The sequence below is a fragment of the Mesobacillus jeotgali genome (genome assembly GCF_002874535.1).
GTDB classification, from domain to species: Bacteria; Bacillota; Bacilli; order Bacillales; family Cytobacillaceae; genus Mesobacillus; species Mesobacillus jeotgali.
The window spans coordinates 2,872,033-2,885,062 of sequence record NZ_CP025025.1 but is presented as its reverse complement, the minus strand read 5'-3'; the positions used below and the strand labels follow the sequence as shown (position 1 = coordinate 2,885,062).

16 protein-coding genes and 1 riboswitch are annotated in these 13,030 nt (G+C 40.6%); of the genes, 12 read left to right on the top strand and 4 right to left on the bottom strand.

Annotated elements, in window-relative coordinates; all coding sequences use genetic code 11:
• Positions 1-223: 223 nt before the first annotated feature.
• A riboswitch (FMN riboswitch) is annotated at positions 224-356 on the top strand.
• A gap of 162 nt (positions 357-518) precedes the next feature.
• Positions 519-1,100 carry an ECF transporter S component gene (locus CD004_RS14660; RefSeq protein WP_102263443.1) on the top strand — a complete coding sequence of 194 codons (582 nt, stop codon included), beginning with the start codon at positions 519-521 and terminating at the stop codon, positions 1,098-1,100.
• Positions 1,101-1,282: 182 nt separating this feature from the next.
• Here CD004_RS14660 and CD004_RS14655 read toward each other — a convergent pair whose 3' ends face one another.
• Complete coding sequence (locus tag CD004_RS14655; RefSeq protein ID WP_023627496.1) at positions 1,283-1,531, bottom strand: ferredoxin; 249 nt, start codon at positions 1,529-1,531, stop codon at positions 1,283-1,285.
• 293 nt (positions 1,532-1,824) lie between these two features.
• Here CD004_RS14655 and CD004_RS14650 point away from each other — a divergent pair, with 293 nt between their 5' ends.
• The 5 genes from CD004_RS14650 (at position 1,825) to CD004_RS14630 (ending at position 6,518) form a co-directional block, all read left to right on the top strand.
• Positions 1,825-2,871 carry a YpbB family protein gene (locus CD004_RS14650; RefSeq protein WP_233434874.1) on the top strand — a complete coding sequence of 349 codons (1,047 nt, stop codon included), beginning with the start codon at positions 1,825-1,827 and terminating at the stop codon, positions 2,869-2,871.
• Positions 2,862-4,361 (top strand): RecQ family ATP-dependent DNA helicase, encoded by a 1,500-nt coding sequence (locus tag CD004_RS14645; RefSeq protein ID WP_102263441.1) that lies wholly within the window; start codon positions 2,862-2,864, stop codon positions 4,359-4,361. The genes CD004_RS14650 and CD004_RS14645 overlap by 10 nt, the downstream gene beginning before the upstream one ends.
• Complete coding sequence (locus CD004_RS14640) at positions 4,361-4,963, top strand: CPBP family intramembrane glutamic endopeptidase (protein ID WP_102263440.1); 603 nt, start codon at positions 4,361-4,363, stop codon at positions 4,961-4,963. The genes CD004_RS14645 and CD004_RS14640 overlap by 1 nt, the downstream gene beginning before the upstream one ends.
• On the top strand, positions 4,956-5,675 hold the full coding sequence (locus CD004_RS14635; protein ID WP_102263439.1) for a LysM peptidoglycan-binding domain-containing protein: 720 nt from the start codon (positions 4,956-4,958) through the stop codon (positions 5,673-5,675). Before CD004_RS14640 ends, CD004_RS14635 begins: the two co-directional genes overlap by 8 nt.
• Before the next feature lie 384 nt (positions 5,676-6,059).
• Positions 6,060-6,518, top strand: a complete 459-nt coding sequence (locus CD004_RS14630; RefSeq protein WP_102263438.1) for a YpbF family protein — start codon at positions 6,060-6,062, stop codon at positions 6,516-6,518.
• A 30-nt stretch (positions 6,519-6,548) separates the two neighbouring features.
• On the opposite strand, the gene CD004_RS14625 is transcribed toward CD004_RS14630, so the two are convergent.
• Genes CD004_RS14625 through CD004_RS14615 form a run of 3 tightly spaced genes read right to left on the bottom strand, consistent with a single transcriptional unit; the run spans position 6,549 to position 7,632 of the window.
• Positions 6,549-7,118 (bottom strand): manganese catalase family protein, encoded by a 570-nt coding sequence (locus CD004_RS14625; RefSeq protein ID WP_041965695.1) that lies wholly within the window; start codon positions 7,116-7,118, stop codon positions 6,549-6,551.
• Positions 7,119-7,144: 26 nt separating this feature from the next.
• Positions 7,145-7,405 carry a spore coat protein CotJB gene (locus CD004_RS14620; protein ID WP_102263437.1) on the bottom strand — a complete coding sequence of 87 codons (261 nt, stop codon included), beginning with the start codon at positions 7,403-7,405 and terminating at the stop codon, positions 7,145-7,147.
• Positions 7,402-7,632, bottom strand: a complete 231-nt coding sequence (locus tag CD004_RS14615) for a spore coat associated protein CotJA (protein WP_023627506.1) — start codon at positions 7,630-7,632, stop codon at positions 7,402-7,404. Before CD004_RS14615 ends, CD004_RS14620 begins: the two co-directional genes overlap by 4 nt.
• A 144-nt stretch (positions 7,633-7,776) precedes the next feature.
• Between CD004_RS14615 and CD004_RS14610 the strand changes: the two genes are divergently transcribed.
• The 6 genes from CD004_RS14610 to CD004_RS14585 all read left to right on the top strand — a co-directional run bounded on the left by CD004_RS14610 (position 7,777) and on the right by CD004_RS14585 (position 12,925).
• Entirely contained in the window at positions 7,777-8,409 is a 633-nt protein-coding gene (locus CD004_RS14610) for a CBS domain-containing protein (protein WP_102263436.1), read from the top strand.
• Positions 8,410-8,470: 61 nt separating this feature from the next.
• The gene (locus CD004_RS14605; protein ID WP_158651565.1) at positions 8,471-8,857 is read left to right on the top strand and encodes a hypothetical protein; all 387 of its coding nucleotides are present in this window, start codon (positions 8,471-8,473) and stop codon (positions 8,855-8,857) included.
• Positions 8,858-8,880: 23 nt separating this feature from the next.
• Positions 8,881-9,669 carry a metallophosphoesterase gene (locus CD004_RS14600; RefSeq protein ID WP_102263434.1) on the top strand — a complete coding sequence of 263 codons (789 nt, stop codon included), beginning with the start codon at positions 8,881-8,883 and terminating at the stop codon, positions 9,667-9,669.
• A gap of 64 nt (positions 9,670-9,733) precedes the next feature.
• On the top strand, positions 9,734-10,645 hold the full coding sequence (locus CD004_RS14595) for a MerR family transcriptional regulator (RefSeq protein WP_102263433.1): 912 nt from the start codon (positions 9,734-9,736) through the stop codon (positions 10,643-10,645).
• Between the two features lie 65 nt (positions 10,646-10,710).
• Entirely contained in the window at positions 10,711-11,295 is a 585-nt protein-coding gene (locus CD004_RS14590; protein ID WP_102263432.1) for a genetic competence negative regulator, read from the top strand.
• A gap of 352 nt (positions 11,296-11,647) precedes the next feature.
• Complete coding sequence (locus tag CD004_RS14585) at positions 11,648-12,925, top strand: Glu/Leu/Phe/Val family dehydrogenase (RefSeq protein ID WP_102263431.1); 1,278 nt, start codon at positions 11,648-11,650, stop codon at positions 12,923-12,925.
• The last annotated feature ends 105 nt before the right edge of the window (positions 12,926-13,030 follow it).

The following is a 13,030-nucleotide window of genomic DNA, read 5'->3' as shown; positions in this document are numbered from 1 at the left end:
AACCGTATAATTGTTCATAAATAGAATGAAAGCGCAATCAAAATCCATGGATTAATACTAAATATATTCTTTTATTCCGAATTTAGCAGAAGTTTTTTAAAAAAATCAACAAGCATCAGAAACAGAATGTGTTTTATTAAAGCGGCGTCAAAAAATCGTCACAAGCATACACCTTCACAAATTATCTTTTTTTCAGTATAATGAACTTGTTAAATTAAATATGGTCTATCTTCGGGGCAGGGTGAAATTCCCGATCGGCGGTAATGAGATTTTTTCTCTAAGCCCGCGAGCCTGTAAGGGCAGGATTTGGTGCGATTCCAAAGCCGACAGTATAGTCTGGATGGGAGAAGATGGAGGTTCTGCAGACGTTCAAAAAATGCAGGTTTTGAACGTTTATTAAGCATGCCTTTCACAAAACTCCCTCAAGCTCAGAACTTGGGGGTTTTATTTGTTACGGGTATGTGATGCTGAATCTTTCTTCTTTATGTGAGATGGATCTCTATAAGGAGAGAGGAAAAATGAAAAAATTTAGTGTTAAAGCAATGGTATCAATTGGTATGCTGAGCAGTATCTCTTATGTATTGATGCTGCTGAATTTTCCGCTGCCGCCGTTCCCGAAATTTTTAATGGTCGATTTCAGCGATCTTCCTGCATTGATTGCTGCGTTGATTTTTGGTCCGGTAGCTGGTATTTTAGTAGAATTCTTGAAGAATACGCTTGATTATTTCATGACAGGCAGTGATACTGGTGTACCAGTAGGCCATGCTGCCAACTTTGTTGCAGGAGTTTTATTCATTCTGCCAACTTACTATATTTATCAACGGATGAAATCCAATAGAGGAATGACGTTTGCCTTAGTGGCTGGGACAGCAAGTATGGCTATCCTGATGAGTATCCTTAATTACTACGTTTTCCTTCCTGCCTACACATTGTTCTTGAACATGCCAGCAATGTCTGGACCGGAAGCAAGGGCTATGATTGTTGCAGGGATTCTACCATTCAATTTCGTTAAAGGCATACTGATGTCTGTCATTTTCATGCTGATGTTCACAAGGATGAAAACATGGATTGAGAGACAGCAAACATTCAAAAGTGCATAAACTCATATGAGATATTATACAAAAGCAACGGCCTGCACCGTTGCTTTTTAATTTATAGTTGGCTAAAAAAGATATTGAGTAAAACCTGAGCTATCTACGCAAATGTTATAGTTCGTAGCAGATAAAAAGCAAACAGCTCTATAAAAAAAATTCCCGCTTATAAGCGGGAATTATGTATTTCTTTATTCGAACTTTGTAGCATCTCCGTTAAATGGCTCATCTGCAACTTTGATTGAGTCAGTTGGGCAGCCTTCGAAAGCGTCCATCATGTCGTCAATTAATACATCAGGAATCTCAACGATACCTTCATTTTCATCAAGTGTTACGAATGCGATGCCTTCATCGTCGTAATCGTAGATATCTGGAGCAGCAGCACCGCAAGCTCCGCATGCAATACAAGTTTCTTTGTCAACAATTGTGTACTTAGCCATGATATAATTCCTCCCAAGTGTTTAACAATAATATGCTGTTTTCACTAAAATAGTGAAAACGTATTCCTCATACCTATTGTAAAACTGTATCGCCAACATTTCAATAAAAAAAGTATTGAGAATGCTTATCACACAAGGCATTGAATGGTTTTTTCGTTGAAAATAAAACATTTCACTGGATATTTTCATGTTAAAATAATGGTATATTATTTTTCTGCTATAGTGGGCGCCGAATATTATCGTGCCCTTTGCTTAATTTTTCATTCAAAGGTGATGTTATGGGGATAACGTATTTGGAGACAGTTGTTTTATCAATATTGAAACGGATCAATGGTGAAAGAACCATCTATTCGTTATTTCACCTTTTACAGGGAAAGCGTTCCTCCCAGACGATTCAGGACGCTCATTTATATAAGATCACCCCATACTTTCATACATATCCCTCAGTTACTCGAGAAGGACTAGAAAAAATGATTAACCGGCTGCAGCATAGAGGGCTGGTGGAGGAAATAGCAGATACGAAGGTAATGTTAACAGGAAAGGGCGAAGCCACCCTGGAACAGGAGTTGTCTAAATACAGGCTTCCTGACTATCTAAATGGCTGGAAATATCACCAGGTGACTGATACTTTTTGGGAGAGGTTAACGTTGCTTATTCAGGTGAGTTCAAATCTGATTAACCAAGAACGCTCCTTTATACCTGTCAGGAATAAGCGAGAAACCCTTACCTGGGTAAAACAATACATTAAGCAACAAAATGAAGATCGATATAAGCTGGCAGAAAGGCTGTATGGTGAGCTTATATGTGCACTGGACAATGAAAAGACAAAGCCCGAACTGGTTGTTTTAAGGTTGACAGGCTACAGGAAAATTGGTTTGACGACTATGCAGGCTGCCGAATGGATTGGACTGGAACCAGCTCACTATCATTTCGAATTCCTGAATTGCTTGCATGCAATGTTTGATAAGGTCCTGGGGAATTCAGAAGCTTATCCATTACTTAATGGATTGATCAGGAAGGCAGAGCGTAACGTTCCTTTGACGATTTCGACAGATAAGACATATAAATTAATGCAGAAGGGTTACACCCTGGAAGAGATAGCGGCTGTCCGAAATCTAAAACAAAGCACTATCGAGGATCATGTTGTGGAAATTGCTCTCTCTATCAAGGAGTTCAATATAGATCACTATGTTCCTCTGAATAAAAGGGAAAGCATTCTACAGGCAGCACAGCGGAATTCTGCTAAAAAGTTAAAGCAAATCAAAGAACAAGTGGCTGATGCTTCCTATTTTGAAATCAGGCTTGTTCTGGCTAAATATGGTGATGTGGAATGGAGTTAAAAAGATATTTAAAAAAGCATTTTAAGTTCGAGGAGTTCCGTCCAGGGCAGGAAGAAACGATTGAATCCGTTTTAAAAGTAAGACATACGATCTCTATGTTGCCAACTGGAACGGGAAAGTCCCTGTGCTACCAACTTCCGGGCTATCTAGTGGACGGGCCGGTCTTGATTGTTTCACCGCTGCTGTCCCTCATGCAGGATCAGGTTGAGCAAATGATGGCAATGGGTGAAAAGAGAGTGATTGCCTTGAATTCCTTTTTGTCACCACAGCAAAAGGCCAAAGCCCTGGAAGAACTTGAAAGGTTTCGGTTTATTTTCATATCTCCAGAAATGCTCGGGATTGAATCTGTATTGAATCGGATCAGGAAATTGTCTTTATCACTGTTCGTTGTGGATGAGGCACACTGTATCTCTCAATGGGGATACGATTTTAGGCCGGACTACCTCAAGCTTGGAGAATTCAGGGAGAAGCTTGGACAACCATTGACGCTTGCGCTAACAGCCACGGCGTCAAAAGAAGTTCGAAAGGATATTGCCGAAAAGCTCCATTTAGGAGATTGGAATGAGGTTGTCTATTCTGTAGACCGCCCTGCTATTTCACTAGCTTTGGAGTTTGCATCTGCCTTTCAGGATAAGCTGGACCGGGTAGTTGAGCTGGTGAAATATTTAAAGGGGCCAGGGATTATTTATTTTTCCAGCAAAAAAGTCGCTGAGCAAACTGCAATGCATATGAGAGAAAAAGGAATCAAGAATACCATGGCATATCATGGTGGACTGGACTCAGAAAGCCGGGTCCTCATACAGCAGCAATTCATCAATGGTCAACTTGACGTCGTATGTGCTACCAGCGCTTTTGGAATGGGAATCAATAAAGAAAATGTCCGGTATGTGATTCATTTTCACATGCCTATGCAAATAGAGTCCTACCTTCAGGAAATAGGAAGAGCGGCAAGAGATGGCCGCGATTCAATTGCCATCCTGATATACTCGCCAGGAGACGAACAACTTGCTTATCAGCTCGCTGAAGGTGAGCTCCCTGATCAATATCAGATTGAAAGGCTGTTTGCATTTTTAATCGATAACCAAATTGCTTATAAAGATCTTGCCGACCGCGCCGAAGACCTATCAGTGATATGCGGCTTCACCGAGATTCAATGGAGGATTGTCGAAGATTACCTCTGTAATATTGAAGCGCTGGATTATAAGATGGATAAACAGAGTCTCCTCCAATTGATCGAAAATCGCTTGGAGGTTAAAAATACCAAAATTAAGAAGATGCTTGGTTGGATTCATACCAGGGAATGTAAGAGGAAAGTTATTTTGGAAATGTTCGGCGAAGAATTGCAAGAACGGCCACGGAATTGCTGCATCAGCTGTGGAATAGAAATGGACCATTATAAAGAAACCGAACCATCCAGTGAACTATCGCCAGCTGCGGTGGACTGGAAGCAGGAATTGGCTGCAATCCTATTGATGAGAGAGCGGATATAATGAAAGATGAATATAGGGAAACTGTGGCAGGGCTTACTGAAAAAGAACTGCTTTTCCACTTAGTTGCTACGCAAATTTTACTATTAACGATTTCAACTATATTAGGTATGATATTGTTTGATAGCTTGACTGAATTCAAAGGATTATTTATTTGGGGCGATTGGAACATTTTATCGATTGGGTTAGTTGCTGGTCTGGCAGTCGTGGCTTTGGACTTCACCCTTATGAAATATCTGCCAAAGTCGTACTATGACGATGGAGGTTTGAACGAAAGAATATTTAGAAATAGAAGTGTATTTCAAATCATGCTTATTGCGGCGATGGTAGCAATCAGTGAGGAAATCCTTTTTAGGGGAGTCATTCAGACAAACACAGGGTTGATCATATCTAGCCTGATTTTCGCAGTAGTTCATTACCGCTATCTGTTTAATTGGTTTTTGTTTACTAATATCATTTTATTGAGTTTCTTGATTGGCTATATTTATATGATGACAAATAATCTAGTTGTAACCATTGTGATGCATTTTATCATTGATTTTATTTTAGGTTTGATCATTAAATTCAGGACTCAAGCAACAATTGGGGGTACAGACAGTGAATAAGGAAAAACCTATAAGGGACCAGGCGGAGAGGCTGAGAAAGAAAGTAGAGCGCAAATCTGAGCATACTGTTGAGAAAAAGGAATCCCTTCCTCCAAGAAGTGAGATGCACAAGCAAAAACAGAAAAAAACCAAGGTCAAAGTAAAATATCCTGTCATAAGGTTGATGGCTCTGTTTTTCATCTTGCTGCCTATTTCTTTTTTTAGCATTATCTCGTATTTGGATGGCACTAAGATGCCTTTGAATAAGTCGCTGGAACGTGCCGGAGTGGAAATGATCAATGTGGAAAGTCGGGATGATGGAAAAGGTGAGGACCAAGTAGAAGACCAAGAGGCACCATCTTATGAAGAAATTGCTGATCCAAAGGAAATCGATGTTGTGGCAGCCGGGCCTGCTCCATCAAGCAACGGGGACAAAAACACTGCGGAAGCCTCTGGTGACAGTGATGATAAAGAAGGCGGAAACTTAACAGCTTCTGCCGAGTCTGAGAATGAGCAAGCAGACACAGAAGGCACCAAACCAACAGGTGAAGCCGAATCCGCAAGCGGTGAAAAGATCGTTTATCATACTGTCAAACCGAATGAAACATTATTCAGAGTGGCGATGACATATTATAAATCCCAGGAAGGCATCCCAATCATAAAAAAAGCTAACAACATCCAGGGAAATGAAATTCAGGCAGGACAAGTGTTAAAGATACCTATCAAAAATTAGTCAGAGTGAAAAAGAGACTTATTGATATTTGCTGTCTTTTAGATTTTCTTGAGGACCAAAGGGAAAAAGCCGGATTCAGTCCATATTTATGGAAGTGGTCCGGTTTTTTCTTGTTTACAGTCTTATTTTTGGATCAATATCATAACTCCATGGACAAGTTCATAAAAATTATAAAAGGCTGTTTTCGTAAAGATTGTTGTTAAATCCTAAAGCCGATTTTAACTTGATAAAAAGCCAATTTGTAGTTCGGTATCAAGTTTGCAAGCTCTTTTCTCATAATAAGCTTTAATTGTTTGTGAAGAAATATAGATTATCCAATCCTGTTTTGTTGTCAATAGCAATGAAGTTTGAGAAAAGAGTTTTATAAAAAGGGGAGGGCTTGCCATGGAACAGGAAATCGAGAACCTGGATGATCGTACGGATCCTGCAACTAAAAGGATGCTTCAGAATGTAATTGACCGGAAGAAAAAGTTTGACCGGTATAAATCCCGCCATCTTATGTCAGTATGGGTGACGATTGGGTTGATATCTATCTATTTCTACTATCTTTATATTACGGTGTTAAAGCCGTATTCTTATTCTTTCGCTGAGATTTTTTCGGTGTATGTCCAGAATTCCGCGAATTTATATTTTCTCATCTTGACTGTCGGGACATATGGGTTGATGATCCTGTTTAAGGAGAAGCGTGAAAAGGCAGAGAAAGAATACCAGGCGCTTCGTTGTGAAATAGTAGACCGAAGTAAGGATTTATGGAAAAAAGAAGAAGAGTGGAAGAACCGCCATATAGTGTTTGATATGATGAAGAAAAAGTTTGATATTAATTTGTTTCACGAAAATAAATAGAAGCATCCAAAACGGATGCTTCTATTTATTTTAGAATACTCGCTTTTTTCCTTGTTCATCCTTGAGAATTTCCACTGCTTCACGGAAGCGTTGGGAGTGGATGATTTCGCGTTCCCTGAGGTATCGTAATCCATCATTCAGGTCAGGGTCATCGCTCATATTGATAATCCATTGATAAGTAGCCCTTGCCTTTTCTTCCGCAGCAATATCTTCATACAGGTCTGCAATCGGATCACCTTTAGCAGCGATATAGGATGCAGTCCATGGCACGCCTGCGGCATTATGATAGAAAAGAGCACTATCATGGTTAGCGTAGTGTGCGTCTAGTCCAGCCTGCTTCATTTGCTCAGGTGTTGCGTCCTTAGTTAATTTGTAAATCATTGTGGCGATCATTTCCAAGTGAGCGAATTCTTCTGTACCAATATCAGTCAATAACCCGATTACTTTATCAGGAATAGTATAACGCTGGTTTAAGTATCGAAGTGCTGCAGCCAGCTCTCCGTCAGCACCGCCATATTGCTCTACCAGGAATTTAGCGAGCATGGGGTTACAGGTGCTAACTTTTACGGGATATTGCAATTTTTTTTCATAAAGCCACATTTTCCTTACCCCCTCCTAAATTAAGTTTAGATCTGCCAAGGCCAAGGAGCGTCATCCCAGTTCCATGGATATCCAGAATAGCTATTTCCATATTGTTGGAGGGGTCCATACATGCTTTCAACTACCTTCTTTAGCCGGCGCCTTTCTTTTGCGAAATGATTGAATTGGTTGATGGCTTCATAATCCTCTGGATGGGTGTCTAAGTACAGTGTGAGGTCTACAAGAACAAAATCTACAGCCTGAAGTTCTTCCATGGCAGCATAAAATTCCTTTGGCAACTGCTTCATGAGTGATCATCCTCCCTTGGAGCTTCGTATGGCGAATACCAAGGATCATAAAAAACCTTCCACAGTGTCCCTGTTCTTAGTGCTTGCATTGGAGTGAACTGTTCTAGATTCGGCGGCTGAAAGCCCAGAAATAAATTTGGCGGTGTAGAGTATGTTTTTGCCTTAATGGGCGGACAAGGATCGAAGGGACTGGCGTACGGATACCATACTCTTCTATGTGTAGACAAACTAAGCCCTCCTCTAAATGAACTTCATTTCATTTTATGAGCAAAATTTCATTTCATGTTAAATTTATCTGGCAGGCAGGGATTTTTAAAAATCTGTAGAATTATATATATATATGGCAGTACTTTAAATTTGAGGTGAATTGAATGTTTGTTAAAAGTATTATGATACCGAAGTACAAATGCATTACTGTACAACAGGATGAGACATTGCAAAGTGTGTTAGAAAAGTTGGATGGTAATGAGATTGATGGAGTTCCAGTATTGGATGGTGACAAATATGTAGGCGTCGTCACGAGACATGGAATTTATCAGAAATTCTTTAATACCGGTGGACAGAAGGATGAATTTCTACAAAGCAAATATGCGAAGGATATCTTGACTCTACAGGATCAAATCCTTCATGGTATTGAGGTTTTCGAAACAACATTGGTGAAATTGAAAGATATTCCGTTAATGGCGGTAATAGATGAGAATGGGAAATTCCAGGGAGCTGTAACCCGCTCTGATGCTCTGGATCAGTTCCAGAGTGCTTTTGGTGTACATAGAGAGGGTGTCAGGATTGCGTTTACTTCTGTAGAAACGGAAGGCCGTATCGCAAGGCTGGCTGATATTGCTCACCAGTTCCATGAACATATTATCTCGTTGGTTACTTTTGATGAGACAGACAAGCTTGTCCGCAGAATTGTCATGAAGATAGAAAAGAAAGACAACATTGACAAATTTGTCAAGAAGCTGGAAGAGTCAGGATTCCGCATTCTTGATATTCATGAAGTTTGATTTTTTCTATACGGAAATAAAGACAAGGGCCTTTCATACATTGTGTATGAAAGGTTTTTGTATGCTTTGGAAAGTTTTAAGGATGGTCATTGGTTTGCTTTGCGGTTACCTGTTTGTCATTTCTCTCTCAGCTATATTTCCGTTCCACTACGAGGAGTTCCTGGGTGAGTTTATATTAAATCCATTTGAGTTCCTTGCCGGAGCTGTGGCTCTTGTATTCGGCATGTATGCAATCGGAGGATTGATCAGGGATGGGGGAGTTGCTGTCATAAGTGCATATAAAGGATATAAAAACACAGTACCTGATATTATTTTAGCAATTTCCTGTCTAAGCTCATTTTTTCTGCTATCACCTATAGGGGCTTGGCAGACAGCAATTTTTTTCGTTTTCTGCTTGCTTTATGGTATGATGTCTTTTAGCTCACCAGAGGACACAAATGAAAGCTAGATAAGGTATTGCGGGAGGCAGAAATGGATTTGATTTATTTTATAATCGGAATGCTGCTGATCGGCAGCTTCCTTCTACTATATATGTATCGCCAGGCCTTTACAGACAGAGTGCTGAATCAGGAAATCCGGTTGAAGGAATTTCCGGAGAGCTTTGGGTCTGTCAAAATCTTTTTTATATCAGATATCCATAAGAGGATTATTCAAGATTCAATAATCAACGAGGTGAAAGGAAAGGCCGACCTTGTGGTTATTGGAGGAGATCTCGCGGAAAAAGGCGTTCCTTTGGAGAGGGTGTCTGCCAATATAGAAAAATTAAAAACGATTGCCCCAGTATTCTTCGTCTGGGGAAACAATGATTATGAATTCAACTCACATGAACTAGACTCACTGCTTTACCACCTGGGTGTTAAAGTACTAGACAACACAGCAGTGAAATTTGAATCGGGTACTGGGGATGTATTGCATATTTTAGGCATTGATGACTTAGGTCTTGGTAAAAGCAGGCTGGACCTGGCAATAAGTGATGCGGATGAAGAAGGATTCCGGATTCTTGTAAGCCATAACCCCGCCATCGTTAACAGTCTCAAGCCAGAGTACAATATTAGCCTCGTCTTAAGCGGGCATACACATGGGGGGCAGATCAGGGTATTCGGGTTTGGTCCTTATGAATTAGGTGGTATTAAAATGAAGAATGGTGCAACGGTGCTCACCAGTAATGGGTATGGCACAACTGGTGTGCCTCTTAGACTTGGAGCCAGAGCTGAGACCCATCTACTTACATTGGTTGCGGATTCCAAAACAGCAGATTGAAGTTTTACACAGGTCCCGCAGCACGGCTATAATCGGTAGTACAGGTAATAACGGAGGTTTTAGGATGGGGAACGGCGCAGGAAAATATAATATTAAAGCAGTATCCAAAATGCTTGGTATTCAGCCCGGGACACTTAGGGCTTGGGAGAGAAGATATCAGATGATTGCCCCTGTCAGAAATGAATCCGGTCATCGATTGTATACCGAGGAGCATGTAGAAATTTTGCGGTGGCTGATCTCAAAAATAAATCAAGGCTTTACCATCAGCCAGGCTGTGTCTTTGCTTGAAAATTCAGCTTTATCAGTGGAAAAGGCTGAAGTGCCTAAAAGGGACATGGTTGATGAGATTGGAGACAAGCTGTTGACTGCACTTCTTGACTTCAATAGTGCCAAAGCTCATGAATTGATTAACCAGGCCTTCAGTTTGTTTACAATTGACAAAACTGTTATTGATTTATTAGGCCCGATTTTGATTAAGGTGGGCGATTTGTGGGAAGAGGGAAGTATAACGACTGCACATGAGCATTTTGCTTCGTCATTTATACGTTCGAGAATTGAAGGATTATCAAATTCATTTCCGCACAATTCATTCCTGCCAAAGTCAATTGCTGTATGCGGGCCTGGAGAAAGACATGAACTAGGTTTATTAATCTATACATTGTACTTAAGGCGAAAAGGATTTGAGGTAGTCTTCCTGGGCACAAGCCTTGCTGAGAATGATCTTGAGGTAGTGGTGGAAAAGGTGAAACCAAAGTTCCTCTTCTTATCCTGCACTCTTGATGAAAATAGAGAAGCAACTTTGAAGCTTGCCGAGGAGATTAATATAATCTTTCCAGATCTTTTTATAGGGCTCGGTGGTATTGCAATTGACTCGATGCCGTTAGAGCAGCAGGAAGAATATCAAGAGAACATTGTAGGCATGACAAGAGCGGAATGGGAAAAATGGTTGAAAAAGCGCATTGATCAATTTAAATAACTCACCAACCTGCGATATTTTCATAAACTAAAATAAGAGCTTTGTCGATGGCAGGGGGCATGAATATGCGCTTGGAACGATTAACCACTAATAAAATTAAGATATTCCTTACGATAGATGATTTATCCGACCGGGGATTGACCAAAGAGGATATATGGAAGGATTCGTTGAAGTGGCATCAGCTTTTTCACGATATGCTTGAGGAAGCCAGCGAAGAATTCGATTTGGATATCATCGGTTCAGTTGCAGTGGAAATTTTTTCATTGCATGCCCAGGGGATGGTCATGATCGTCACAATGATCGAACAGGATGAAGATGAGGAGCAGTTTGATGATGGGATTATCGAAATGCAGGTCACGGTCGATGGAAGCGAAGACATTTTGTTTGAATTCGAAAATGTCGAGGACGTGATCCAGCTGGCAAAAAGACTCTTGGACTCCGGTATTGAAGGAGGCAGCCTGCATTTTATGAATGACCATTATTACTTGCTTATGAATGGAATATTGCCTGATGAGACCAATAAGACGGTGTCATTAATGGCAGAATACGGAGTTCCATCAATATTGAGCATCCATAGACTGCTCGAATATGGGAACGAGATTATGGAAGAACGTGCAGTCGAAAGCCTTGTCCATTATTTTATGAAATAATGGAAGGCTTCGGCTTTTTTTATGGAAGATATTGTGTTAGAAAGGTGCTTGTGGTTTTAGGTCTTTTAGGCAAAAATATGGCTGATTGCTAAGGTGGGATTTTTAGAGTATTTTTTATGGAGTTATCTTCAAATCTGACTCTTAAAATACAGTATTGTCACCAAACAATGTCTTATTATTCAGTCAATTTATTATCAAGTCAATAATAATAAGGACTTAAATGGTAGCGTTTTCATTCAATAATCAAAAAATGCGGAAAACTGTTTTTTTCTTCTTGCATAAAATAACCAAAGGTGTATACTAATCCATGAAAGCAGACAACATCCGCAAAAGTGATTTAGGAGGTTTATCAATGGTAGCCGCAAACGGTAATGAAAATCCAAATAAAGAAGACAAACATGACGTCTTACGATCTACACAAACTGTTATTCACAAGGCTTTGGAAAAACTCGGATACCCTGATGAGGTTTTTGAGCTTTTAAAGGAGCCGCTCAGGATGATGACAGTGAAAATTCCTGTCAGAATGGATGACGGATCTGTTAAAGTCTTTACTGGCTACCGGGCGCAGCACAATGATGCAGTGGGTCCAACAAAGGGAGGAATACGTTTCCATCCAAACGTAACGGAGAAAGAGGTAAAAGCCTTATCAATCTGGATGAGCTTGAAATGTGGCATTGTCGATCTGCCATACGGCGGTGGAAAAGGCGGGATTGTTTGTGATCCTCGCGATATGTCGTTCAGGGAACTGGAAAGATTGAGCCGAGGATATGTCCGTGCGATCAGCCAGATCGTAGGACCAACAAAAGACATCCCGGCACCTGATGTTTTTACGAACTCGCAGATTATGGCTTGGATGATGGATGAATATAGCCGTATAGATGAATTTAACTCTCCAGGATTCATTACAGGCAAGCCGCTGGTACTCGGTGGTTCACATGGTCGTGAATCGGCAACAGCAAAAGGGGTTACGATTTGTATCCGTGAAGCTGCAAAGAAAAAGGGAATCGAGCTTGAAGGTGCAAGAGTTGTCGTCCAGGGATTCGGTAATGCCGGAAGCTACTTAGCTAAGTTCATGCATGATGCTGGAGCTAAAATCATCGGAATATCTGATGCTTACGGTGCGCTTCATGATCCAGAAGGACTTGATATCGACTACTTGCTTGACCGTCGAGACAGTTTTGGGACAGTAACCAAATTATTCAATAATACAATTACTAATAAAGAATTGTTGGAACTTGATTGTGACATCCTTGTTCCAGCTGCGATAGAAAATCAGATTACTGAAGAAAATGCCCACAATATCAGGGCTAGTATCGTCGTTGAGGCTGCAAACGGCCCAACAACGCTGGAAGCAACAGAAATCCTTACAGAACGCGGTATCCTGCTTGTGCCGGACGTCCTTGCCTCCGCTGGTGGAGTAACAGTTTCTTACTTTGAATGGGTACAAAACAATCAGGGGTATTATTGGACGGAAGAAGAAGTCGAAGACAAGCTTGAAAAGGTTATGGTTAAATCCTTTGACAGCATCTATGATACAGCCCAGACACGCAGAGTAGACATGCGTCTTGCTGCTTATATGGTCGGTGTCCGCAAAATGGCTGAAGCTAGCCGCTTCAGGGGCTGGATTTAAAAGTAGAAAAGGGTTCTTCATTGAATCTTATGGTGAAATCTCCTATCATTTAATGATGGGAGATTTTTTTATATCCTTGATAAGGTTTATATAGATCCATAAGGA